This window comes from Rhodopirellula sp. MGV, from assembly GCF_002251265.1.
In the GTDB taxonomy this organism is placed as follows: Bacteria; Planctomycetota; Planctomycetia; order Pirellulales; family Pirellulaceae; genus Stieleria; species Stieleria baltica_A.
On the sequence record NZ_NPDI01000075.1, the window covers coordinates 105,375 to 131,364 of the forward strand.

A 25,990-nucleotide genomic window follows, 5' to 3' on the forward strand; every position below is an offset into this window, starting at 1 on the left:
GTATTCAGCTGTTGGGGATCAATACTCGTCGCCGACTCGTTTCCACAAATTAGAAATCCGTCCCATCAACGTGCCGGGTTTATCGTCACGTTGTGATTTTTCCTCTTCATGAATTTCACGGAGGTGCTCGCGAAGCGTTTTGAGTTTGTATGCGAACTCGCGATCGGGTTGATCTTTCGCGACTGGTACGTTCCCAATGTCTTCTAGCTGTTTTGACAATTGGAAACGAATTCGCGAGACATCCGCCTTTTCTTTGGCAAGCTCAGCTCGCAACGACTGCACGTTTTCGGGCTCGTCGGTTTTCAGATGTTCGACCTGCCTGGATAATCCGGCAACCTGCTTTTGAGCTTCATCCAATTGCGAATGTAAGTCCGCATTTCGACGCTGCAATTCTTTCAGGGTTTCATCATCGAGCTCTTCTTCGACCGTCTTTCCGCCCATTCGTTTCTTTGCCGAGTGAAGCAACTGCTGAAGCTTGTCGCGTTCGGCACAGGTTGCCTCCAGGCGTTCTCGAAGTGCATCGTGCTCTGCTTTCAGTTCGGATTCACGCTGAGTGACGCGCTGTTCGATTTCGCTCACCCAAGTTTCCAAACACGCACGTTCGTCGCGTTCGGCTTGGTTTTGCACCTCGGCCGCTTGCAACAAATCTTGCAGCGTCGCGACGCGGTCATCATGCTCTTCGAGTTCTGCCAGAAGCGCGTCGACACGGTCCGCCAAATCGCTGCCTGCGAAATCCGTGGTGGTTGCAGGCACCATCGGAACTCCGACGGAACAATCATTTTCCCCTGACAATGTCGCGAGTTGCTCATCACGCTCGGCAAGTTGCATCCGGAGATCGTCAATCTCGGCTCGCAACAGCGCGACCACTTCCGGATCGATCTCATCATCAACGTCGGCCGGATCCCAATCGTAATCCTGGTCCAGCGAAGCGGCGGGGTCTTCAAAGGGCAATGTGAGCGCGGATTCCGGTTCGGATTCATCATCGAAACTCGCTTGTGGAGTCTCGGTAAATTCAGGCTCAAAGGAATCAGTATCGACTTGTGCTTCCGATTCCGATGACAACTCTGTGTCGATTGGCAAAGTCGCTTTGACGGATACGGGTGATTCGACCTTTGCCGGCGTCGGTTTGGGTAGTGCTTGCCCGACGACTTCGATTCGTAGGCTGCCGAGCATGATCTCGTCGCCGACGTTGAGTGCCGTCTTGTCATCAATGTTGGTCCCGTTGACGACAGTTCCGGCGTCTGACGCCCAATCCTGGACCGAAACGGTTTCACCTTCGACATCGACCAGACAATGAATTTCAGCGACGCCATCGCCTTCGATGTTAATTCCACACGAAGCGCTTTTGCCAAGAAAGACGCTACGCCCGTCTTCAAGTGCATGCTCAATCGATGACTTACCAGGTCGATGGACTACCAATCGAAAATGCGAGAGGGCTGGAGAGGTAGAACGACTCATGAAAGTGCCTCGACTTCTTGCGTGGGGCTATTGGGTGTGACGACCGGCGCGGGGGATGGAGTGTGCTCGGGTTGTGGTGCGAGTGGAATCGAATCAAGTTCACGCATTGTCGAAATCAGCGTTTCGTACTTGTAGGGCGATTTGATCAGGCGATCGGGTACGAATCCCAACAGGCGCGCCCAAGGGACGTTGGGATCATCAATCACCTGAGGTGGGGCCAGCACGATTTTCCTTGCGTCACCAAAAGCTTCTGTCGCCGCGGAATAAGCTTCGCGAATGGCATCACAGCTTTGCGGCGTGTCGACGGCAAAGAAAACGGCGTCCGGCTGAGTACGTTTGACGAGCAATTGCAGGGTCAACGTGTCACGGACGACCTTTCCTGCAAACGGTGTTGTGTTTTGTTTCAGCTCGCTGCGAAGTTGTGCCGCAACCATTGCGTTGGTTTCATAAGCGACATACTTTCCTTCACTCTCGTCACGTTTGCATTCAAGCACATCGGCGGCGATGAAGCCGGCCAGCACGCGACGCAGTTCATCACGTTCCCAGTTCAGTCGTTGCTGAAGGTCATCAAGCGAGCGTGGTTCGCTGACTAGGTTGAGCACCTTCATGTGCTGTGCTGACAGTCCGGCGCGATCCAGGTTTTGGCCACGAATCGCTTTTCGTGAATAGCGAAGTGACGATTCATCGGCTGGCAATTTCGATGCGTCGCAGTGCAGCGCATATTCGACCAATAACCCCATCAAGCCGATTTCCAACGGCAAGTCGCGTTGCAGCGAAGGAAACTCGTTGAGGGCTCGGAATTGAAATCCTTTCAGCGGACGACTCTGCACCATTCCGATCAGCATTGCCGCTTGGAATCGCAACAGTTTCGCGGTCAAACGTGGATCAAGGACTCGCTTATCCATCAACTGAACGAAGCCATCGAACTCGGCCGAGCCACGTCCTGCGATTGTCAATCGCAATACTTCCGACAGGTTTCGCAGCGATTCCGGCAATTGATCAACAATCATTTGCGTTTCATCGGGTTGAAGCCCTGTCGCGTTGATCCCTTGGACGCGACCGCGGTCCAGATAGATCCACAGACGCAGACGCTCGGCTTCGATTTCTAGAACACCTTTCTTGGTTCCGTTGTTCAAAAAATCGACGACTTCGCGAATTCCAAAGACGCTAAACCGGCCGGCGAAATCGGGCTCGGCAGTTTCGCCAATGATCTCAGGAACGGCCGAGCCTTTCGTTTGCGACTCGACGATCATCGCTGCCGTTTCGATCGCATTTTCGACCGTCGTTTTAAGCAGATTCTCGGTATACGGTTTGGGCAACATATCGACGACGTTGTCGAGATCCGCATACTCCACGTACGCCTTTTTCCGCAGCGTCGAACTAACGACCACAGGAATCGTCTTGAGCGTGGAAGAAGCTGCGAGCTGTTGGCAGACTTCGAAGCCCGTCGTGCCAGGCAATTGGTGATCCAGCAAAATCAGATCAGGGCGAATCTCTTCGGCCAACTGCAAGCCTTCTTCAGCGGTTGGCGCGAGAGTGACAGCATAGCCGGCGGGACTGAGGTGCGAATCGACCAGCTTTCGGATGGTCGCACTGTCGTCGATGACCAAGACTTTCTTTTCGGCCATGAAACTGATTCCTCAAGAACTGTGAAAAAACTGTGAATTGAATGAATCGGAAAAACGTTCCGATCGTGCCCCGCGTCCAACCGCATCAACGCTTTGCCCATGGCAACGATGCGACCACACTATCAAGCCGCTCAGGTGTGAGCGGTTTTTGTACATACTCCATCGCGCCCAACGCACGAGCCTGCTTGCCCGCGGTATCAATGCTTCGACTGCTAATCACGACTACGGGAATCGGTTCCAATCGTGGTTCGCTTTTGATCGTCTGCAATAGTTCCAGACCACTCATCCGCGGCATATCGATGTCGCTGAACACCGTTACGAACAGATCCTTTGCGAGCAGTTCGATGGCGGCTTGTCCGTCTTCCGCTTGAACAATTTCGACCGGGTATTTCTGCAATGCCCGAGTCGTTCGCAATCGAGCGCTCTTCGAGTCGTCAACGACGAGAACTTTTGGCAAACGCTTGCTCGAACTCGGTGTTTGTGGTGTCGGTGAAGAGACAACCGGCGAAGCCCCAGTCGCAGCTTCAGTTAACCCACGAGGGTCGAGCAGCAAGACCGTTTCTCCCATCCCACTGAGCGTCGCTCCGATGCAAAGTGGATGCGACTTCAACAGTGGCGGCATTGGCCGAACAACAACCTCTTCCGGCCCAAGCACTCGGTCGACCAACAGCACCAGATCCTTGTCATGGTTTCCATCAGCACTTGTTCCACCCGTCGCCAATTCGATAACCGATCGACGTTCATCGTCTTCTGCGATCGTTGCGATGGGACCTTGCAGCGACAGAACTTCGTTTAGATCCACCGGCGAATTAGATCGATCGAATTCTCCCGTACGACGAACCGCTTGCGCCGGCAGTGCAAACAGTTGACCGCCAGAACGAAAGACCATTGCGTGTTGAATCATCGATGGCAATGGCAACGAGAGTCGGATCGTTGATCCTTGGCCAGCTTCGGATTCGACTTCCACCCAGCCGCGCATTCTTTCCAGCGTCGCCGCGACAACGTCCATGCCGACGCCGCGTCCGGAGACTTGACTGGCGACTTCTTTGGTCGAAAACCCTGGGTGAAAAATCAACCGGGCAAGCTCTGCTCGACTGATCGATTTATCGCTTTCGATTAAGCCACGCTCAATTCCACGACGCCGAATCGCATCATAATCGAGGCCCTTACCATCATCGCTGACTTCGATAACCAACAAATCTGGCCCCGCGTGAGCATGCAGCTTGACGACCCCGGGGACCGGCTTGCCAGATGCCGCTCGTTCTTCTGGTGTCTCCACTCCGTGGCTTACCGAGTTTCGAACAATATGCAGTAGTGGCTCGAAAATACGTTCTTGAAGGGATCGTTCGATGCCGGTGTTTTCCCCAACCAACTCGACACGAACTTGTTTTTGTTCTGCCCTCGCCGCATCGCTGATCGCACGGTGCAAACGGCGGAACAATCCTGAAACCGGCATCCGTCGGAGTTGGACCAATTCCAATCGGAAGTTTCTGATGAACTGCGAAACGGCTTGGTTACCATCAGCCACCGGTTGGTAGCACTCACGCAACCGCTGGGCGGATTCCAGAACATCGTTGGCCACTTCGTTGAGATGTGAAAACGAGACGCCTTCCTCAGCCAAGGCGGGATCGGCCAAATTATCACTGGCCAACAGGGCTTCGCCTTCATGACTCAGCATCCGGATTCGTGTCACGCTGTGAATCAGCTCATCATGGATTCCTTTCAATTCCGAAATCTCGGTGTCGCGTTGGTTGCGCAACATGACCAATTCACTCAACATGTCCATCAGACGATTTAGCTGGGACGCTTTCACACGTACCGTTTCGTCATCGGAATGGGCGTCTGAGGCTGCGGCTGACTTGCGAGGCCCGGCAACGGGAGTACTTGATTGTGGCGACGCGACCGCAGCGGGACTGCTTGAGACAATCGGTGCATCAATGTGTTGTACTGGCTGAGATGCATTTAACGCGGGTACAGGGACCGCGTCGACCGGTTCCGGATCGTCGTCACCATCGACACGCGCACGGATCAAATCGACATGAGGGAGCAACAGTTCCGGAGTCACCGGGCGCCCTGCTTCTTGCGTTAGCCGGATTAGTTCTTCGACTTCGTGGATGTAGGTCGCGAGATTTGCCAAGCCAATACTGGCGGATGCACCTTTGATCGTGTGCAACTCACGTCCGATCGTTTTGACGATAACGGGATCCGACGGGCTCGATTCCAAATCAAGCAAAGCCTGTTCCATCGATTCCAAACCACGCGTCGCGTCATCCATGAACGCTTCCATCAATTCACCGTCGACGACAACATCATCTTTCGCGGGCGGCTTGATCTCGCCTGGCTCGGCACCGGGTGCCACCGATACTCGATCGGCAAACATTTCGCGAGGTTCGCTTGGCGCAGCGGCAACCGGTGGGGCGGGAACGGCTTGTGTTTGTGCACTCAGGCTGCTCAACAATGCCGCAATCTCTTCACGAGACGGCGCGGAAACGTCTTGATCTTCCTTGGTCGGTGTCGAGTCCCAACCGTCATCGAGGTTGACGTCACGAGGTACATCCGCCATCGCCTCAACACTTTCCAGACGAACATCGACCGCGTCCAACAGCATGCCCAGTTGCTGGCGATCAGGCTGTTCGCTTTCGCTGAAAGCGACTTCACGAATCATGCCACAGCTCTCGATCACGAAGTCGAGCAACTCCATGACCTCGGGATGATCATCGTTGAAATCTGAAAGCGACGATTCCACCGAGTCGGCAAGTCGTCCTAAGCGTTCAACCGCTTCGCCCAAGACGTCATCGACATCGTCGAGCCCGGCTTGACCGAGTTCCGCAAGCAATTCGACGGCGGCGGTAAAATCGGCAAGCCGATCATCATGTGGCACTGCAGTAGGTTGGGATGCCATCGGAGTAGTGTCTGCGTCGTGAGTGCTCATCAGACATCCTCCCGTGTGTCGACAACCATTCCTTCTGACGAAACATCAGCGGGTGTTTGGATTGCAAGGTCGACCAATTGGCGGCGTTGAGAAGGCGTCAAGTCAAGATTCGGGTTTGTGCATCCACGGAGGCGATGGATGTTGCCGTCTAGGTCGATCGCCGTTTTTGCAAGTGACTTGATCGCCCAAGACGCATGGTCGGCACGTTTGCGATCCGCCGCGTGAGCACTTGCGATCGAATCGATGCCGCCAGCGAGGCCTTGTACGAGTTGATGCTGTTGGTCGCCTTGCGACGACAAATCTGTGGCGACGTGTAATCCAGCCATTGTGACTTCAGACAATTCCAGCAGCGTCGAGCGAATCGAGTCGAGAACCATCATGTCGGCTTCAACCTCGCTCTGTTCACGCCCCAGTACCGAAAGGGAATCGTTCGTTTGCAGTTCAAGAGATTCTGCCAACACGCCGATCTCTTTCGCCGATTGAGATGTTTGTTCGGCAAGCTTTCTCACTTCGTCAGCGACCACTGCGAAGCCACGACCGTGTTCGCCAGCGCGAATCGATTCGATCGAGGCATTGAGCGCCAACATTTCGGTTCGGGCAGCAATGTCCGTGATTGTTCCAACGATATTGCCAATCTGACGTGTGGGATCGCCGAGCGAACGTAGCTTTTTCTTGCTCATTTCACTGCAACTACGGATTCGCCCGATTCCCTCGGCGAGTTGACCAGTCTTTTCTGTCGCCACACGAACCGCTTTTTCCGCAGCACCGATTTGCTGCTGCAGTTGCTTACAACGATCCGTCACCTTGCCAATTTCACTCGTCAGATTTTGCAGAAGTGCCGTCGTTCGATAGGTCGCTTCGGACTGTTTTGTGCTGTGGATTTCCGAGTTACAACGCCCGATTTCGATCAGGTCTTTTTCGATTTGTCCCATCAACTCATTAAGCGATCGCCCCATTCCGTTGAGCACGTTTTTGAATTGAGACATGTCGACCGATTCGATACCTTCGACATTTGAAAGTCGTCCGAGCATCGACTGAAGTTCGCGTTGATTCTGGCGACTGACAACTTCGATTTCGTCATAGTGCTGGGCGGTGTGCATGATCGTCTCACCCAAGGCATCAATTTCACGAATGCCGGTTGCGACCAAAGTCTGACGACGTTCGGTCAGCATTAACTGAAGTTGACCGAGCCCTTTCGAAACTTTGTAGCCGAGTGCTAGTGATGCGATTGCGGCGGCAACGACCGAAGTGGCCAACACAACCGACCAATGCATCTCGTCCCACATGGTCGATCCGGCCACTGCGACGGCGGATGCAACCACAGCCACGAAGCAATGGCTTGCCAGAAATGCGAAGTTCGTTTTCATACCGTGCTACTGTGTTGACGCTTAATTAAGTTGATTGAGAGCTAGACGGATTTAAACAGCGACGGTTTCCGCAACCGACCAAGGCGAAACGCTGGCAGACCACTGTGATTCGAGTGTTTGTTGGGCGATCCGCTGCAAACCATGAACGTCCAGTACGCTGATCACATTGCCGTCGTAACTTGCCGTTCCGAGCATAAAACTTGCCGAGTTTTCACCACGCTGTGCAGCGTCGATGTGAGTCTCGATGGCGTCAATCGCGATCACCTTGTCGATCGCGATGGCCCAATCGCCCAATTGACTTTCGACGACGATCATCTGCCCGACTTTGGCACAGCGCCGTGCTTGGTCACCAACGATTGGCTCAAGGTCGATCACTGGCAAAAACTCACTACGCAAATTGCCAATTCCCGAAAGCAACGGATGGCTGAGCGGAACCGGCACGATGGTCGGTTTGATTGTGACTTCGCGTACCGTCGTCGCGGGCAATGCAAAGATCGCATCACCACAGCGAAACACGCAGTGCTTGTCGCTCAGGTTTTCGATTCGAGATCGAGATTTGATTGCGCTGTCCATATGCCGGTCTGTGTTTTAAAACGCTTATGATGTCGTTGTCGCTGCCGAGTCGTTACAAGTTGCCATCGCGAAGATTGTCGATCACTCGTGATGATTCAGTGCCGCTTGGATCTGACGCGTCGCCCGTGAATTCGCTCAGTCGTCGCAACATCTGCGAGGCAAATTGATCGAGCTCAGTTTCCCAATCATCAAGCGTTTCGATGGTCAATTCGAAGTCTTCAGGGACGCCTGCGCTTGTGGGGTTATTCATATCAGTCACCGTTGCCAAGTGAGGGCATGCGTGTCGCAGTGATCGAAAGCAGGAAACGCGGCCTTAGCGCGCGTTTGCCTTGCGATGGATCAGTTTTGCGACGGTCTCGAGCAGCAAATCTGGTTCGGTTGGTTTGGACAAAAACGCGCCAAGTTCTTCGCCCAACACAGAAAGGTGGGGCTCTGAAGCGCTCGTCAAAAAGATCACGGGTGTGCGGCTATCCCAATCGGGATTGGCTAGCAGTTCGTGACAGACGCCATACCCGTCCAATTCGGGCATGTTGATGTCCAATACAACGAGATCTGGGTTCTCGGACAATGCACAAGTAACGGCACGACGTCCGTCCTCGGCGAGTAGCACTCGATAGCCGGCCTCACGTAACGTGCGATCGATCAATCGAAGGACGGTAAGACTGTCATCAGCCACAAGAACTGTTCGCTCCTGTGATGACGATTTGCGTGACCGATCGAGCGCATGGGCTGACGGTTGCGTAGCGGTCATGGATAAGACTCCGGTACCGGCGCAAAAAAGTCGTAGCGCCGATACTGTGCGTGGGGTGTTCGTTCGGTGGCGCGGCCATCTCCCCGAGTCGGAGAGATCCGTCACTTTGCGTGCACGGCCTCGCGGCCGGCTTGCCTTTATCGCGAGCCCCGGTCACCACCGGATTACTCACTGGTGCCCCCCTCCTTTCGCAATGCGTGCAGGGTAGGGCACTCTGGTGAAGGGTTGGTCACCGATACGCAGAGTCAAGTGAAACAAATAATTCTGACAAACAAATGTCGCACTCTACTCGCCCCCCGCGACAGAATTCGCACCTAAACCCTTGGGGACAATCGACTTTCGCCTCTACACGTTTACCGAACAGCGTCAACCAATCGCGACAGCATCTCGTCGGTATGTGCCGCCGATAAAGAAACACGCAACCGAGCAGTGCCTTCCGGGACGGTAGGCGGTCGAATCGCCGGTACAAATAAACGATGCTCGACCAGACGACGTGACATCTCCATCGCGTCCTCGTCGCTACCGATCACGATGGGAACGATCGGGACCTGCATCTCCAACTCGCTGCAGGACAATCCAAGTTGACTTCGCAGGCTTGATGCCAACCGGGTCACGCGATCTCGACGGTTCAATAAACCTGCGCCGGTAGCAAAGAAACGCAGTGCCGATTCGACAGCCAGAGGTGACAAGGCGGTACTAAAGATCAATGAACGGCAACGGTTGATCAAATAATCTGCGATCACATTCGGGCAAACGACAAAGCCGCCTTGGCTACCGATCGCTTTGCTTAGTGTTCCCAAGCGAATCGCGATTCGATCTTTGAGTCCGAAGGCTTCGCACGCCCCCGACATGTGCTCGCCAAGGATCCCCGTTCCGTGAGCTTCGTCGACGATCAGTTCAGCATTGTGCCGCTCGGAGATGTCGACCAACTCGGCCAACGGTGCGACATGCCCATCCATGCTAAAGACCGTCTCGGTTACGATCCACACGCGGCGGTAACGCTGACGATCACGCTGTAACAATTCCGAAACGAACTGAACGTCTCGGTGCGGATAAACGACACGTTCAGCGCGACTCAATCGGCAGCCATCGATCAATGAAGCATGATTCAATTGATCACTAACGATTAAATCGCCTTCCTGGCAAAGTGTAGCAATGGTTCCGCTGCACGCGGCAAATCCGCTCGGGAACAACACGGCCCGTTCGGTTTGTTCAAACCGCGCGAGTTGATTTGCCAACAGTTCGTGTTGCTCGGTCCAGCCACAAACCAATGCACTTGCCCCCGCGCCCATCAGCACATCAGATGTCGCCGCCGCCTCGATCGCCAAACCAAGATAGTCGTTGGAGCCAAAGTTAACCAACGTCTGCCCTTGCTGATCACTAATCTCGATGCCGTTCCATCGCCTTGGGATCAGCTCTCGAAAACGTGACTGCGCGTGCAACTGACCGAGAGCTTGCTCGAAATCTTGCCAATCCTTCCCCGACATCAGAACAACTGCCCCAGCGACGTCATCCACTGATCAACGTCTTCATTCGTCATCGCAGCTGAGTTCGTTGTCGCAGCGAACGACAATGATTTTGAGGCAGCTTGTTCGGAGACGCGACGGTATGCAAATTCGCCTTCGGCTGACTGACTTGCCGAAGCCTGACGCAGTGCGATTGCGTTGATCACCGACAACGCGTCACGTGGTGACAGCAATCCGTCTGCATTGGCATCGTAGAAATATCGCCCGGACGTTGGTGGAACAAAACCTGACTGACGCGCGAGCTGATTAATAATGGCGAGTGCATCCAAAGGAGTCGCCTCACCCGATCCGTCGACATCCAAGCGGTCATACAAGTTCGTCTGCACGACGCTGACACCACCATTCACGGCGATCTCGAATTGGCGTAGAGTCGGTCCAGACGAGGCAACGATAATGTAGTGTTCTCCAGCAACCAACGAAGCCGTCAATGTATTCCCGTTTCGTTGTCCGACGTCGGTGCGGTCGGGCTGCGTTACCCAAATGCTCTGGCCCAATGAATCACCGGCTTCAATCATTAAGCTCGCATTCGTATCCGCTTGGATCATCAGCGTTTGATACCCGGCCCCGGCTTCGAGATCGAACGTGCCATCAACCGTTGAAGATTTGATCGGCACATATCCGGTTTCGAAAACAGATTGCTGGGCCAGCAGTCCACTCACATCGATGTTTTGATTTTCCGTTTGATATTCCAGTTGCATCAACTGTCGGCTCACACCGCCATCGATCCAATAATCACCGACCGATAAAAACGATGACAACAATCCACCGGTGCCCGAACAAAACTCGTCTGCGAATTGACCATCGACGGATTCGACCGACACACAACCGCTGGTTTCTTCGCCAATGTCATAGCCCGAGTTCTCGTTCGCGTCGTCATACGCGATGCCAACCAAATAGCCACCGATGTTGCTGTTGCGAGAAAGGGTATGGGTCGCCAAAAAATTTGTATCGGATGACGATGGACTGAATCCATCGAGCAACTCGTAGGCAACGCCAATCGCGTCACGCTTGGTATGCAACAACGCTTCAAGGTGTCCGAGCGAACTGGAATTAAACTCCAATACGAAGTTCACAACATCATAGTAAGCCTGACGCTGGCGGTGAGCATCGGAACCGACCGCATACTCTGCTCGCGTTTGCGGCATGGTCGGTCCAGACTGGTATCCAATATTCTCATTGAAAGCGCCGCTGCTCCACTCACCCAGTGTGCTTTTACCGATGTAATCTGGAGTACTTGCCGCACGTGACGGGTTATACGTCAGGCCTGGCATTTGCCCCAAACAAGAAGACGCGCTGCCGTTTTCGGCAGTGCTATGGGCAAAGCAAGTTGTCTGCATCCAGGTATTGTGGTGGTCTGATTCGAGATAGAGCGAATCCTCCCACGCCAAAGGCGGCAACGGCTCCGTCGCTCGTAGCAAGTCGATTGCGGCACTCACATTCGACGGCGTCAAACTGGAAGCAATCGCCGTCCGCAGATCCTGCCAGACGGGATCGGTGTTGGAAAAGCCGTGCCCCGTGGCAGTCCGATTGCGCCGCATGTCATCCAGGACGTCTGCAAATGCTGGCGGGTCGGCACGCATCTGGTTGATGACGTCGAGTGCGTAGAACTCCATTGGCGACGCCACCATCAGGAAACGACACTCCAGGCGTTCAATCGCAGGTCGCAAGGTGGCTTTACGATGACGATACGTCTCGTTGGTCCGTATGGCTGCCATAGCAAAATTGCCTTGTTACAAGAACGTCGTCACCTGAGTTGTACCGGGTCTAGCCAGCTTTTCCAGTCGCTACCATTTTGCCCCAGCTATCACGCAATGGGACGATGCGATTGAAGACCTGTTTTTCGGCGGTGGAGTCTGGGTCGACGACATAGTACCCCAATCGCTCGAACTGCACGCGTTCGTCTTCGCCCGCCGCACTGAGCTCGGGTTCGGCATAGCCCGTCGTCACGTCAAGCGAGTTGGGGTTCATGTTGTCGAGGAACGTCTTGCCCTCTTCGGTTTGATCGGGGTTCTCGACGGAGAACAAGCGATCATAGTTTCGCACTTCGATTTCGACCGCTTCGCCGGCACTGACCCAGTGGATCGTGCCTTTGACTTTGCGTCCCGAGTTGTCTTCACCCGATTTGGTTTCGGGATCGTAAGTGCAAAGTACTTCGGTGATGTTTCCGTCAGCGTCTTTGACCACGTCATGACAATCGACGATGTAGCCACCACGAAGCCGGACCGAACCGCCTTTCTTTAGACGGAAGAACTTGCGCGGAGCTTCTTCTTGGAAGTCATCGGAACCGATCAGCAAACTGCCACTGAACGGGACCTTGCGTTTACCGGCCGATTCATCTTCTGGGTTGTTGCCGACCTCCATCATTTCGACCTTTCCTTCAGGCCAATTGGTGATCGTCAGCTTGATCGGATCAAACACAACCATTCGCCGTGACGCGACACGATTGAGGTGCTCACGGACGGCGTTTTCCAATCGAATCACGTCGATGGTGCTGTTGAATTTGGCAACACCCACATCGATCGCAAAGTTGCGAATCGACTCGGGCGTGTATCCGCGGCGACGCAGACCACTGATCGTCGGCATTCGCGGATCGTCCCAACCGTTGACGTGGTTTTCTTTGACCAGTTGCAACAGTTTGCGTTTGCTCATGACGGTGTAGGTCATGTTCAAACGCGCGAATTCGATCTGGCGTGGGTGATGAATCTCCAACGCACCGCAGTACCAATCGTAAAGCGGGCGATGGTTTTCGAATTCCAGTGTGCAGATCGAAAACGTGATGCCTTCGATCGAGTCACTTTGCCCGTGCGCCCAGTCATACATCGGATAGATACACCACTCGTCGCCGGTACGATGGTGGTGGGCGTGCATGATGCGATACATGACCGGATCACGCAGATTCAGGTTGGGCGACGCCATGTCGATCTTGGCTCGCAACGTACGGCTGCCGTCTGGGAACTCGCCCGCTTTCATACGGCGGAACAGATCCAAGTTTTCTTCGGGCGTGCGATCGCGAAAAGGGCTGTTCTTGCCAGGTTCGGTCAACGAACCACGGTATTGACGAGTCTCCTCGGCATTCAAATCACAGACATACGCTTTGCCATCGTTGATCAGCTTTTCGGCCCACTCGTACAGTTGGCCAAAGTAATCACTGGCGTAATGCAGCGAATCCCACTGGAACCCCAACCAGCGGACGTCTTCCATGATTGACTCGACGTATTCCGTTTCCTCTTTTGACGGGTTGGTGTCGTCAAATCGCAGGTTGCAGGTGCCGGAATAGTTTTTCGCCAGCCAAAGTTCAAGCAGATACTTTTGGCGTGACCGATGTGCAAGTAACCGTTCGGTTCCGGCGGGAAACGCGTGAAAACACCAGCCGCCTTGTTGGCCGCCAAATCGGCGTCAATCGCTTGCTCGATAAAGTGTTTATTGGGGCGGCTGGAGGCCGAATCGCTCTCGCGTGTCGTGTCATTCATGGCGTGGCGGAATCCGTGTGTGGGGTCGATGGCGGATCAAACAAAAATTCCCCTGCAAAAGCAACGTCAGCCTAGCGACGGGCCTGCGATCCGACCAAAGATCGCAGGCAAGGGGAATGATGCAGATCGCGACAGAAGTTTAGCGACCGAACACGAAATCGCCGATGCCAGGCAAACGCTTAGCGCGCCGCCTGCATTTCCGGGGCCGGCTGGTCGCCTTCCGCCGCCGGCGTTTCTTGATCCGACGTCTCTTGGAGCGATCGGATGAAGTTGATCAGATTCCAGATATCGTCTTCTTCGTATTCGCCCGGCACAAACGTGCTGGCTGCTGGCATTGGGGTGCCTTCGATGCCTTGCGAGATCCGGCGATACAGGTCCTCGCGCGAGCTGCCGCCTCGGAAAACGCCTTCGGTAAAGTTACGCGGACGGGCATTCTTCGGTGGCATCGCACCGCGAGCCATCAATGGAATCAACGCGTCAAAGTCTTCCGGTTTCAAACCGACTCGCGATGTCCAGTCCTTTGTCCAGTCGTCGTAGTCCTTGTTTTGGCCGTCGCCTTTGCCGGTGTTGCCGTGGCACTTGTTGCAGCCCGCGACCTTTCCGGTGAAAACCGCTTTGCCGCGAGCAACCGAGGCTGCCAACGCATCGGCATCGTCACCTTGTTGCATCTGGACAAATTCTTCGTGTGAATCTGGAACCGGAATGTCTTCTGGCGGATCCGGAACTTCGACGACTTCGTCTTCGGCATCTAACCACGAACCGGCGATGTCCTCGGCCAGCTCCTCTGCCAATCCCATCGAATCGTCGTAAAGCTCAAGCTGCTCGGCCAGCTTTGCTGCTGGCGAGTCTTCTTTCTCGCCGTCTTCTTCCCAAGCGGCGACCTGTTGTTCGATCGCTTCACGTTCGGTCTTCAGCCGTTCGCCGAATTCGACATTCACGATCCGGTCGACTTCGAAATCCAACTCGAACACGGATTCGTCGATGATCGTTCGCTCGAGTTCACCACGCAGTGACAAGTAAATGACGTAGTCGACCAAGGCTTCGACATCGTCGGCGGACAGCTCGGGGATCTTTTTCATCGCGGTCCCATCGATGCCGTCACCGATCACATGGATCAAATCGTCACGCGTGGGCTTCTCGCCGCGAGCGGTCGATTTCCACTTGAACAATCCCATGCGATAGTCACGCGGATAGGGATCCAAGATCGCGCTGTTTTCGCCGCGGCCGTTTCCGGTGATCCCGTGACAGCTGACACAGTGTTGGCGATACAAACCGCTGCCTTCAGCCACCGGACCGGCGGCCTTTGCCAGGCGGTCCATGTCAACCAAACCTTCGTAATCTTCGCCTTGCAGCACCTCAGGCATCTTGGGCTCGTCCGGGGTTCCGAACATGCCGTTGATGATCCATGTCGTATCGGCAAGCGCTTGGTCCATCGAGACCTCGTTCTTGATCTGATACTTCATGGCGTGAACCAAGTTGGGCTCGAACTCGGCCTTGTACTCTTCACGACCACGGTTGCACCCGGCGACCAATGCGACCAGGGGCAGGGCGGCGATTGTCAGGACGGAAAAGGTTTTTCGCATGGGTCCTTTCGGCGGGAATGATGAACGCGAGGGGTGTGCGGCTGGGATCATTTTGGCCCCCGGCCGCACCAAAAGTTCGCTACCGAGTGAATTCATACAGAATCACTGGTATTTCAAGGTGGGGTCTACCTTAAGGCTGCACGATTTTGACCACAGAATCAAGAATCTGCGGCATTTTTAACCGCCTTTTCGATGCGATCCGCCACGCATTGTGGCCCCAGAATTGAAAGCGTATCGAACATGCCAAATCCGACAGCCGTTCCTGTCGCGGCAACACGCACGGCGTGGATAATTTGGCCGATCTTGATCCCCTGCTGCTCACAATAGCCCTTCAGCAGCGATTCGCAGCTTTCTGGATCAAACTTGTCCGCCGACAGCACCTGTTCGCGGAAACCGGTCAGCAACTCGCAAGCACCGTCCGCTTTGGCGATTCGCTTTTGGAACGCCTTGTCGTCGTACTGGATCTGGTCGGTGAAAAAGTAGTCAAAATCGATGATATCGCCGGCGACCTTCAAACGATCCCCCGCTGCCACGACCACCTTTGAAAGTGTGTCATTGCCAGCCGAGTCGACTAGGCCTGCAGAAATTGCGAACGGCGCGACCGCCGACAAGCGATCTTCGTGTGGCAAATCGGCAAACAAGTCCGCTTGAAAGGCCATCAATTTTTGAGGGTCAAACGACGCAGGCGATTTCGTGACGCGTTTCAGCGAGAAATGTTCCACCATCTCTTTGAGCGTGAACTTTTCGCGTTCGCCATCCAGCGACCAGCCAAGCAGCACGAGGTAGTTCAACAGGGCTTCGGCGGAGAAGCCGATGTCACGATAGAAATCGACGATCACTGGGTTGAACGTGTCGTCGCTGGTTTCGATGTTGCAGCGTTCGGCGATCCGCTGTCCGTGGGCAAGCAGGTCCGCGAAGTCTTTGTTCTTGAGGTACTTGGCTAGCTTTCGTTTACTAAGTTTTGCCGTTCCGCCGGGCTCGGCGACGTATGGCAAGTGCGCGAATGCGGGACGTTCGTACCCGAGAGCTTCCAAGATAAAGATCTGGCGTGGCGTATTGGGCAGGTGCTCTTCGGCACGGACGACGTGGGTGATGCCAAATTCGTGGTCATCGATCACGCTTGCCAAGTGATAAAGCGGGCTGCCGTCGGCACGAGCGATCACATGGTCTTGCTCGGTTTCCCAAGCGACAGTGACGGTGCCACGTACCAAGTCTTCGATCACACAGTTGCCTTCACGAGGCATCTTCAATCGGATGACCGCTTGGCGGCCTTCGGCTTCGTATTTTGCCGCCGCTTCGTCGTCTGCGGCCATCCATTGCCGGTCATAGAAATACCGTTCACCACGCTTTGCCGCTGCGTCGCGTTCGGCTTGCAACTCTTCGGGAAGTGCATAGTCACGGTAGGCGTGGCCGGACTCCAACAGCTTGACCACGGCTGCTTTGTGTAAATCGACACGTTGCGATTGGTAGTACGGTCCGTGCGGTCCGCCGACTTCGGGGCCTTCGTCCCAGTCGATCCCCAGCCATTTGAACCCATCCAGGATCGGTTGCAACGCTTCGTTGACGTTTCGTCCGGCGTCGGTGTCGTCGATTCGCAGGATAAACTGCCCGCCGGACTGCCGTGCTAGCAACCAGTTGAACAAGGCCGTCCGCACGCCTCCGATATGAAGGTAACCGGTGGGGCTGGGTGCAAATCGTGTTCGTATCATTTCAATCAAGCGTGGTTGTAAGCAGATTCCGGTGGTTCGGCGCGGCAGGGCCTGCGGGGCGAATCATCGCGGCAACAAAATATCAGCCAGCAACGGAATCACGAAGACCTGGAAACGGACGAATTAAGCGGCGCGGCCGCTGCGCCGAATCTTTTTCCGAAGTCGACGTCGTTCCGCCTTGCTGAGCGAATCCCAGTCGATGTCGTCTTCGTCGATGAACTCCTCGTCGTCATCTTCACCGACTGGCTGCGACGCCGAACTCTGCAAACTTGCCGCGGCAGCAGGCGGTGATGAAGCCGGCTTAGACCTCGCAGCCAGAGGGGCTTTTGCCGCAGGCTGCGATTTCGAGGGTCGTTCGTTTTTCAAATCAGCCGCTGAAACGTCTGAATCGGAATCGTCGTCATCCGCCTCGTCTGTCTCCGCATGCGACTTCTTCGCGGGCAGCATCGACTTTACTCGAGCGAACAAGCCGGGCTTTGGTTCGGACGGTTCGTCTTCCGCTTCAGTGGACTCAGTTTCCGCAGCCACTTCCTGCGCAGTGTCAGCTTTCGGTGGCTTCAAACGCAATGCGAACCAACCTTTTCGCTTTGGCTTTACAGCGGCGTCGCTATCGGCGTCAGCCTCGTCAACGTTGCTTGCGGCGGCATCATCATTGTCCGTCGCTTCAAGTTTCTCATCTTGTTCGACTTCGGTTTCCGCGTTCACCCTTGGCTTGCGTGAGGGCAAGCGGAACCATTTTTTCTTCGGCTTTGGCTCAGTCGCTTCGGCCGAATCGCTTTCTAGGCTGGCGTCTTCGCCGGCATCATGGTGTTCTTCCGCGTCGCCGTTCAATTCCTCGTCGTCGTTCTCAGCGGCCGATGTGATCGGTTTTGGACGCCGCCTCAATCGCTCCAGCAGTCCTGGGCGTTTGGGCTTTTGTTTTCGTTCGGCTTGCTTTGTATCGGTGTTTTCCGACGCGTTGTCATCGGCTTCCACATCTAGCGAATTCTCTTCGACAATCGCAACTTCTTCGCTGGCCTTCGCCGGGCGACGCTGAACTTTCAAATCAGCAGCTGCGGGGCGCAAATCCGTTGCACCGGCAAAGAAATCGGACTCAATCGGCGCACTGAGCACCTTGCGATCCGACTTCCATTGCTCCACGCGTTCACGAAGTGTCGGTCCGTCGGCGATATTACGGACCTGGCGGAACAGGACTCGCAAATAGACGGCGAATGCCAATGTCAGCAACGAACAACCGGCAAAGGGGGCCGACAAGACAATTGTCGATCGAACCATCGAGTCGACGACGAAGACGTTCCACGCGGCAGCTTCGAACAATGCGAACGCCGCACCGGACAAGCTCAAAAACACGAGTGATGGACGGCAACGATACGTTTCGTGTGCCAACCGCATGAACAGGATCACGCCGCCGACGTCCAACAAAATCCTCAGCCAACGCCCACCGGACAAAACGGCTCGGTCACCCAGTGCCAAATCCAAGCAGGCGCCCAACCAGCCGACCAACCCAACGACCGAATGCACACACGTAATCAATACCACCACGGTCGTCAAACGCCAAAGCTGGTACTGCCCGCGATAGTCGTCGCGCCGGTGTAGTCGCAGCCCATAAATGAGATACGAAGCCCCTGTGCAGACCAACAGGTTCATCGTCAGCCACCATGCACCGAAGCTGTCGGGGCGATCCAGTCGCAGCGGCCGGGCCAGGCCGTCGCGATTGACCAACGGAGGCCAGGTGACCGCCATGTGGTGACCGATCGTCAGGGCAATGAAGGCAAACAGAAACCCGATTGCTACCAACACCATCGACCGCAAAGACACCGGCACCAGGGCAAACCAACGCCCGCGAAGGTGGCGGTTGACTCGGGAACCGAATTGGCTTGCCGGCTCACGAGCTTCGCGCAGATCCGCTGCACCACGACGCGACGGGTCGGAGGTGTCGGAGGTGACGTGGGCCTGATACAGCACACGTCGTCTGCGTTCGCTAGAGCGGCGTACCGACGGCATGGGATTTCGAATCCGATCACTGGGGAGAAGTTCAGGCGGAGACGTTAGGAAAAACGCTCGGTCAGGGTCAACGGAGATCAGCCCGCAGAATGTGTCCAGTTCGCGTTCAGCGATTTCGCGTGAACCCACCGGACCATTCGGGGTGTCAGTGAAGCCACGACGAATCGCAAAAAAACGATGAAAGTCGAATGAGTAACGCCGCCCTGGCCTCAATTGGGCCCCCATTGCGGCGAATCACTCGACTAGAATGGCGAGGACCTCGGGAGGTCAGCAGCTCCACAATCGTGCGGTTTGCATGTTCCTTTACACCAATTCGTTGGCCCGACTGGCAAGTGCGTGCTGGTCAAGTTTCTGCAAGGATTTTGCTGAGATGAGTCAGAGTTTGCTGGACAGTCACGTTCTAATCCTAAATCGCTTCTATATGGCGATCCGTGTTGTCGACGTACGCCGAACGTTGACACTGCTTTATCGCGAGTGCGCGGAAGTCATCAGCCACGAAGCCGGACAGTTCATCAGCTACGATTTCGAAAGCTGGTGCGAGATGAGTCAGCTGAACTCGCTGGAAAAACAACCCAGCGACGAGTTCATACAAGCGGTCGGGTTCGAGCTTCAAGTGCCTCGGATCGCTCGATTGACCCGGTTCGACCGGATGCCGATGCAAACGGTGCGGTTCAATCGCAAAAACCTGTTCGCCCGCGACGAACACACCTGCCAATACTGCGGACAAGATTTTCCGACCCACAAGTTGAGTCTGGATCACGTCGTTCCGCGAAGCCAAGGTGGACCGACGACGTGGGAAAACATCGTTGCCTGCTGTTTGCGGTGCAATTCACGCAAAGGTGGGCGGACGCCGAAAGAGGCCGGCATGAAGCTGCGAACCAAACCGGTCAAACCGCGGTTCAACCCGCTCGTCACGCATTCGGTCGATGACCCGCGTTACGATTGCTGGAAAACATTCCTGCCGGCTGCCGGTTAACGGTCCGCAGAAAGTTTCACCAGATAAAAAAAGAAGGCCTCGCCGGACTGCATCCGGCGAGGCCTATTTTTCGATTTGCCAATCGGGATCAATCGTCCGCGAGTGGCTCTTTCTTTTCTGTGATCACTTCACACTCTTCTGCTTTCTCAGCGTTCAGCTCGATGTAGCTTTTCCACTCGTCGGGAACGTTATCTTCGTGGAAAATCGCCTCAACGGGGCACTCGGGCACACACGCTTCGCAATCGATGCATTCTTCTGGGTGGATATAAACCATTTGGTCGCCCTCGTAAAAACATTCGACGGGGCAGACGACGACACAATCGGTGTATTTGCAGCCTGAGCAGGGTTCGGCGACAACGTGAGTCATGTTCAAAAACCTTTCATTATGGGAACCTATCCAGAGTCACCTCTTCGCCCAATATATCGACCTGACAAGCGATTGACTGCACCCCAATGAGCCGTCCGTAATAGGAAATGTCAAACGAATCCCCCAAACCAGCCAAAACCGCCCCATCTTCCGATCAGTCCACGCCCCCTGTATCGGCGGGCCAAATCAGGGTCAAACCGGGCCGACACTTCCCTTTTCATGCCCGTCACCCCTGGGTTCACGCTCATGCGCTGATCGGCACTGCAGATCGCACCGAAGACGGAAAGATGTTCCAGCGTGGCGATGTCGTCGAACTCGTCGATATCGATGGAAATTTCCTCGCCCTGGGACTGATCAATCCGCACAGTCGCTTGCGTGTGCGGCTCTACAGCTTTGATCGCCGACACCCCATCGACGACCAATTCTGGTGCCAGCGCATCGACGCGGCGCTTGCGCGACGCCGCTTGTCCGGCGAAGCAGACCCACAAGGTGCCGAACGATTGATCTTCAGCGAATCCGATCTGCTGAGCGGACTGATCGTTGACCGCTACGCCGATACCCTGGGGGTCCAGTTCACCGCCGGGTCACTGCTGCGATACCGCGATGTCATTCTCAATCACCTTCGTGAAGTGACCGAATGCAGCCAGATCGTTGTGCGGATCGACGAAAAAACGGCAAAGCATGAAGGCGTTGAAGCCGAAGGCGGTACCTGTGTGATCGACCAGCAACCCCAACCTGACGGGGTTGCCTATCGCCAAAACGAACTTGACTTGGTGGTCGATTTGCTCGGTGGACAAAAAACAGGCGGCTATCTGGACCAGAGAAAAAATCATGCCGCCGCTGCGCGTTACCTCTCGGGAAAACGCGTGTTAGATGTGTGTTGCTATACAGGCGGCTTTGGATTGGTCGCGGCAAAGCATGGCGCGGCCAGCGTTGTCGGTGTCGACTCCAGTGCCCAAGCCATCGCGTCTGCCGAGGCGGCCGCCCAACGCAACGGATTGAGCGAACGCATGTCCTTCATTCGCGAAGATTGCTTTGACGCACTCAAACGATTGGGCGACAGCGGCGAAACCTACGACGCAGTGATCCTGGATCCGCCACGTTTTGCCGGCTCACGAAAACAAGTCGACCAGGCGCTACGCGCTTACCGTCGGCTGAACGCAATGGCGCTTGACCTGATTCCGCCGGGTGGAATCCTGGTCACCTGCAGTTGCAGTGGACGTGTGTCGCGAAGCGAATTCGGAGCCATGCTAACAGAGGTCGGACGTAAAAAACGCCGCGACTTAATCGTGCTCGAAAATCGAGGTGCCCCTGCGGACCACCCTACCGCTGCGGCTTGCCCTGAAAGCGAGTACCTTAAGTGCGTCATCGCACAAGTGATGTAAACTGCGTTGACCGAGCCGGGCTGACCGAGACAAACGCGGTGCGTCGAATCAATCAACACACCGCACGAACGGACCCATCCCCCCGATTAGACCACAAGAAACTTCGAGACATTGTGGTCAATACCGGATATATTGTTGCAACGGTAGATAACGACCACTGTATTTGCCGATGTCCAATACGATTGCCCTAAGCGCCAAGAACTACTCATCTACTCGTTGCGGAGTCTACCCATGTCGGGTGTGACATTAAAAGTTTTACACGGCGCAGATCGAGGGAAGGTTTTCCACAACCTCGTGCCTCCCTTCACGGTCGGGCGAGAAGAAATCAACGACATCCAGCTCAATGACGAGCGTGTCAGCCGTTGCCACTTCAAGATCCAACGTGACAACGATCGCTTGGTTCTCACTGACTTGGACAGCACCAACGGCACCAAAGTCAACGGCGTCGAGTATCCGCTTAAGATCCTTCGCAGCGGGGATCTAATCTCGGTCGGAAGAAGCTTGATGCTGGTCGGCTCAGAAGAGGAAATCGCGGCGCGCCTGGCGGCACTCGGTAGCGACAACCCGACGATGGCTCGCGAGATGTCGTCATCGGAAAGCTCCGTCGCACTGGAACTGAGCCAAGAGAAATCGCCGTTCCAGCTCGACGTTGCGTCGCTGCGTGATGCACCTTCGATTCCAGATAACCTCAGCCCCGGACAACGCGCCCAACTCTGCGAAATCCTGGACTTCCTCCAGCACCGAATCTGCCGTTTGGTCGAAACCGCGAAGATCGACGAGAACAGCCAAAGCGTGACATTGAAACTGAGCGCGTGGCAGCGTCTGCTTGGCGTTCAAGCGCGACTCAGTGAGATGCATCGCAAGATCGCCGATCCTGATTGGAACGGCGAAGGCTGAATCAATTCGTCGGCAGGTTGCTGGCGTCAAACGCATCCGGCAAAAGCTGCGACAGGCTGCGAATCTGTCGCGCGCCGGTCAGCACGTCTGCCATGATGATCTGCACGTCCATGCCGAACTCTGATAAAAACTGTCGGCACGCACCACAGGGACTGACACCGCCGACGCTGGCGACCGCAATCGCGTGGAACTCTCGATAGCCTTTCATGACCGCCGTCGATGCTGCCACGCGTTCGGCACAAATCGATAGCGAGTAACTGGCGTTTTCTACATTGCATCCGTGGACGATTTCGCCGCTTGGAATCCACAGAGCGGCGCCGACATAAAAATGACTGTGCGGGGCATAAGCCTGATCGCGAGCATCAATGGCGGCTCGGACCAAGCGATCAATTTCTTTGGGCTTTAATTCAAACATGCGGATTCAGGTAGTCGCCGGGGCAATCAGGATTCAATCAATCGAAGCCGCCTACATCGTCAGCGGACGCAACTCAACCGGCTCGTCCGCCAACCGAAGTGTCGCCCGCAATCGCTCAGCATAATCATTTTGCTGCTCGTTAGAACAATACAGGTCCATCAACGGTTGGCCCCGCGACACCCGATCGCCGACCTGCACGTTCATCGAAACGCCGACCGAATGATCAATCGGATCACCGACGCGGCGCCGACCTCCACCGAGCTCAACAATCACCGAACCGATCTCGCGACTCTGGATTTGTTCGACCCATCCGTCTTGTTGTGCTTCGATCGTCATGCGCTCGGCTAAGTCGAGCGGACCATCCCAACGGCCGCTTTGTTGATGCACCATCGCAAGGAACTTCTCCATCGCGCTACCATCGGCAAGCGCCCGCTCTAACAAGACGCGTGCCGCGGCAGAATCCCCCGCCACGTTCGTCGCCGTCAGCAACTCGGCACACAAAAGCAACGTCAACTCGCGTGCTCGCTCGACCAACGGATCGTCGCGGAGCTCGCCCTTTAAAATCGCGACCGACTCGTTGATCTCGATCGCATTGCCGACCGCCGCACCAAGTGGTTGATCCATATCAGAAATCAGTACCGATGTCGGCAACCCGCAGGCCTTCCCCACGCGACAGATCGAATCGGCGAGTGCCCGTGCCTGCTCCATCTCAGTCATAAATGCCGCAGATCCGACTTTGACATCCATCACCAACGCGTCCAGGTTGGCCGCCAACTTCTTGCTCAAGATGCTGGCCGTGATCAATGGAATGGACTCCACCGTGCCCGTCACATCACGAAGCGCGTACAAACGGCGATCCGCCGGCGCGATTTTTTCACTGGCACTCACGATGAATGCGCCGACTTGCTGAAGCGCCGTCTCCGATTCGGTCTGATCAAGATCTGTTCGGAACCCGGAAATCGATTCCAATTTGTCGAGCGTCCCACCCGTTAAACCCAAACCACGACCGCTAATCATCGGCACGTGAACACCACAGGCCGCCAGCAAGGGCGCCAATACAATGGAGACTTTGTCGCCCAAGCCGCCCGTACTGTGCTTGTCGACCCGCGGCGTGTCGGCGGAACATTCTCGCCGCATCAGATCGCCACTTTCGAGCATCGCCCGGGTTAAACTTTCTGTCTCGCCGGCCGACATTCCACGCAGGCAAACGGCCATCGCGAGCGCCGACATTTGATAATCGGCAACCGATCCACGACAGAACCCATCGATCAAAAAGCGGATCTCGTCATCAGTCAGTTCAACGCCTTCGCGTTTTTTGACCAACAGATTGGCGGCAAGCATTCGGATGACTGGGGTTGGTGGGAAGGTTATAGTGCAGTGACGTCTCAGCTTGTCGGACGTGACAAATTATTCAATGGAGATTCCTTCAGTGCCACGCCCCACGCAGGTGTGGCGACAGCCTTGACGGATCTCCATGACCGAAACGGATTGACCTATGCAGATTCCACGCGTATTGCCTGCCATTCTCGCACCTTCACTTGCCCTCCTGGTGCTCGGCCAATGCTTGGCCCCGATGACTTGCGTTGCCATCCAACCCGATGACCTGCCAACCGGTTCCAGCGGCGGAAGCACGGCCGGGGAAGCGAGCCCGACCAATTCCAGCGACACCACGCCCGAAGCGGCGAATCCCGCTGAGCCCGCCGACGCTTCCCTCGTACCAGGCCTTCCTCGCTCAACCGCCGAAGAGGACCTATTGGCCGCCATCCAGGCTGGACCTCGGGCACTTTCCCTCGCCTTTCGGATGGCCGCCAAACGCGCCACCGGATCCGTGGTCGTCCTTTTCGCCTATGGCCAAGGCGAACCCAAGCAACTCGACTCCGATGCCGAAGAAGAAACGCCTAGTGAGCCGCCGTTGCCATTGCTCGAACACCCTGAGATCCCTCCCGTCCCACCACAGCCCGACGAATTTCCGCCCAATCCAGACAAGCTGACCGGCCTGGGATCGGGTGTCATCCTGTCCTCCGATGGGCTGATCGTCACCAACAATCACGTCATCACGGGTGCTTCCCGGATCGTGGTTCAAATGCCTGACGAAACCTGGTTCGATGCAGAAGTCTTTCGTGGTGACCCCGACAGCGACGTTGGGATCGTTCGCATCAAAGCCCCCGAACAACTGCAGCCGATCGAACTGGGGGACTCGGACAAACTGGAAATCGGCGACTGGGTGCTCGCGATCGGCAGCCCATTTAAATTGCAAGCAACCGTGAGTGCTGGAATTATCAGTGCCAAAGATCGCCACTTAGAAAAAATCCCTCGCAGCAACATGCTGCAGACCGACGCGGCGATTAACCCCGGAAATTCCGGCGGGGCGCTGATTGACCTCAACGGCCAAATCGTGGGAATCAGCTCCGCGATCGCAACCCGCACAGGTTTCTATCAAGGTGTGGGGTTTGCAATTCCGATCAACCAAGCGATTTGGATCGCTCAGGAATTGGATCAACATGGTGAAGTTCGACGCGCCGCAATTGGCACCACCTTGGTGGATCTGAAGCCGCGGATTGCGAAACAATTTAACCTGCCCCCCTACTCGGGAATCCTCGTCTATCAGGTCATTAAGGACTCAGTCGCGGAGAAAGCCGGGATCGAGCGATTAGACGTGATCGTTGAGTTTGCGGGGGAAAAAGTCCGTGATTCTGGAGCACTTCAGCGTGCGATCGAGCGTCAAAAGATCGGCTCCGAACACCCCATCGTGGTTCAACGTAACGGTGAACGCGTCGAGTTGTCGGTGCAGTTGGCAACCGTTGATGATCCGACAACCGCCGAATGAACTTGGTACAGTGAGCTTGGTGCAGTGAGACAGTACTTATTGAAATAGTACAGTGGAACATTCGAACCGCCGCATCCGGGGTGGGCATTTCGGTTCGAATGACCGGTTCACGCGGACCGACC

19 protein-coding genes, 1 pseudogene and 1 riboswitch are annotated in these 25,990 nt (G+C 55.5%); of the genes and pseudogenes, 4 read left to right on the top strand and 16 right to left on the bottom strand.

Annotated elements, in window-relative coordinates; genetic code table 11:
* Positions 1-18: 18 nt before the first annotated feature.
* The 13 genes and pseudogenes from CGZ80_RS26325 to CGZ80_RS26385 all read right to left on the bottom strand — a co-directional run bounded on the left by CGZ80_RS26325 (position 19) and on the right by CGZ80_RS26385 (position 19,130).
* Positions 19-1,458, bottom strand: a complete 1,440-nt coding sequence (locus CGZ80_RS26325; RefSeq protein ID WP_094418667.1) for an FHA domain-containing protein — start codon at positions 1,456-1,458, stop codon at positions 19-21.
* Positions 1,455-3,086 (bottom strand): response regulator, encoded by a 1,632-nt coding sequence (locus tag CGZ80_RS26330; RefSeq protein ID WP_094418668.1) that lies wholly within the window; start codon positions 3,084-3,086, stop codon positions 1,455-1,457. The genes CGZ80_RS26325 and CGZ80_RS26330 overlap by 4 nt, the downstream gene beginning before the upstream one ends.
* A gap of 85 nt (positions 3,087-3,171) precedes the next feature.
* Positions 3,172-6,018 (bottom strand): response regulator, encoded by a 2,847-nt coding sequence (locus CGZ80_RS26335; protein ID WP_094418669.1) that lies wholly within the window; start codon positions 6,016-6,018, stop codon positions 3,172-3,174.
* Entirely contained in the window at positions 6,018-7,385 is a 1,368-nt protein-coding gene (locus CGZ80_RS26340) for a methyl-accepting chemotaxis protein (RefSeq protein ID WP_094418670.1), read from the bottom strand. The genes CGZ80_RS26335 and CGZ80_RS26340 overlap by 1 nt, the downstream gene beginning before the upstream one ends.
* Before the next feature lie 51 nt (positions 7,386-7,436).
* Positions 7,437-7,958: a chemotaxis protein CheW gene (locus CGZ80_RS26345; protein ID WP_094418671.1), complete on the bottom strand. Its 522-nt coding sequence runs from the start codon at positions 7,956-7,958 to the stop codon at positions 7,437-7,439.
* Between the two features lie 52 nt (positions 7,959-8,010).
* A complete protein-coding gene (locus CGZ80_RS26350; RefSeq protein WP_143544175.1) occupies positions 8,011-8,208 on the bottom strand; it encodes a hypothetical protein in 198 nt (65 codons plus the stop codon).
* 63 nt (positions 8,209-8,271) lie between these two features.
* Positions 8,272-8,709: a response regulator gene (locus CGZ80_RS26355; RefSeq protein ID WP_094418673.1), complete on the bottom strand. Its 438-nt coding sequence runs from the start codon at positions 8,707-8,709 to the stop codon at positions 8,272-8,274.
* A 62-nt stretch (positions 8,710-8,771) separates the two neighbouring features.
* Positions 8,772-8,855: riboswitch (cyclic di-GMP riboswitch) on the bottom strand.
* 207 nt (positions 8,856-9,062) lie between these two features.
* Positions 9,063-10,196 (bottom strand): aminotransferase class I/II-fold pyridoxal phosphate-dependent enzyme, encoded by a 1,134-nt coding sequence (locus CGZ80_RS26360; protein ID WP_094418842.1) that lies wholly within the window; start codon positions 10,194-10,196, stop codon positions 9,063-9,065.
* Positions 10,196-11,950: a dockerin type I domain-containing protein gene (locus CGZ80_RS26365; protein WP_143544176.1), complete on the bottom strand. Its 1,755-nt coding sequence runs from the start codon at positions 11,948-11,950 to the stop codon at positions 10,196-10,198. Before CGZ80_RS26365 ends, CGZ80_RS26360 begins: the two co-directional genes overlap by 1 nt.
* 49 nt (positions 11,951-11,999) lie before the next feature.
* Positions 12,000-13,705, bottom strand: a pseudogene (locus tag CGZ80_RS26370) (glutamine--tRNA ligase/YqeY domain fusion protein).
* Positions 13,706-13,884: 179 nt separating this feature from the next.
* The gene (locus CGZ80_RS26375) at positions 13,885-15,288 is read right to left on the bottom strand and encodes a cytochrome c (protein WP_094418843.1); all 1,404 of its coding nucleotides are present in this window, start codon (positions 15,286-15,288) and stop codon (positions 13,885-13,887) included.
* Positions 15,289-15,446: 158 nt separating this feature from the next.
* Positions 15,447-16,997, bottom strand: coding sequence for a glutamate--tRNA ligase (gene gltX, locus CGZ80_RS26380; protein ID WP_094418675.1), 1,551 nt, complete (start codon positions 16,995-16,997; stop codon positions 15,447-15,449).
* Positions 16,998-17,120: 123 nt separating this feature from the next.
* Entirely contained in the window at positions 17,121-19,130 is a 2,010-nt protein-coding gene (locus CGZ80_RS26385) for a hypothetical protein (protein ID WP_143544177.1), read from the bottom strand.
* A gap of 241 nt (positions 19,131-19,371) precedes the next feature.
* On the opposite strand from CGZ80_RS26385, the gene CGZ80_RS26390 reads away from it, so the two are divergent.
* On the top strand, positions 19,372-19,977 hold the full coding sequence (locus tag CGZ80_RS26390; protein WP_094418844.1) for an HNH endonuclease: 606 nt from the start codon (positions 19,372-19,374) through the stop codon (positions 19,975-19,977).
* 88 nt (positions 19,978-20,065) lie between these two features.
* On the opposite strand, the gene CGZ80_RS26395 is transcribed toward CGZ80_RS26390, so the two are convergent.
* Positions 20,066-20,344 carry a ferredoxin family protein gene (locus tag CGZ80_RS26395; protein ID WP_094418677.1) on the bottom strand — a complete coding sequence of 93 codons (279 nt, stop codon included), beginning with the start codon at positions 20,342-20,344 and terminating at the stop codon, positions 20,066-20,068.
* Positions 20,345-20,451: 107 nt separating this feature from the next.
* Between CGZ80_RS26395 and CGZ80_RS26400 the strand changes: the two genes are divergently transcribed.
* Both CGZ80_RS26400 and CGZ80_RS26405 read left to right on the top strand, forming a co-directional pair.
* Positions 20,452-21,729 carry a class I SAM-dependent rRNA methyltransferase gene (locus tag CGZ80_RS26400; RefSeq protein WP_094418678.1) on the top strand — a complete coding sequence of 426 codons (1,278 nt, stop codon included), beginning with the start codon at positions 20,452-20,454 and terminating at the stop codon, positions 21,727-21,729.
* Positions 21,730-21,960: 231 nt separating this feature from the next.
* On the top strand, positions 21,961-22,626 hold the full coding sequence (locus tag CGZ80_RS26405; protein WP_094418679.1) for an FHA domain-containing protein: 666 nt from the start codon (positions 21,961-21,963) through the stop codon (positions 22,624-22,626).
* Between the two features lies 1 nt (position 22,627).
* Here the strand turns inward: CGZ80_RS26405 and cdd are convergent, their stop codons facing one another.
* Together cdd and CGZ80_RS26415 are read right to left on the bottom strand one after the other, a co-directional pair.
* Positions 22,628-23,041, bottom strand: a complete 414-nt coding sequence (cdd, locus tag CGZ80_RS26410) for a cytidine deaminase (protein WP_094418680.1) — start codon at positions 23,039-23,041, stop codon at positions 22,628-22,630.
* Between the two features lie 51 nt (positions 23,042-23,092).
* Entirely contained in the window at positions 23,093-24,382 is a 1,290-nt protein-coding gene (locus CGZ80_RS26415; RefSeq protein WP_094418681.1) for a thymidine phosphorylase, read from the bottom strand.
* A 154-nt stretch (positions 24,383-24,536) separates the two neighbouring features.
* On the opposite strand from CGZ80_RS26415, the gene CGZ80_RS26420 reads away from it, so the two are divergent.
* Positions 24,537-25,868: a S1C family serine protease gene (locus CGZ80_RS26420; protein ID WP_094418682.1), complete on the top strand. Its 1,332-nt coding sequence runs from the start codon at positions 24,537-24,539 to the stop codon at positions 25,866-25,868.
* Positions 25,869-25,990 lie beyond the last annotated feature (122 nt).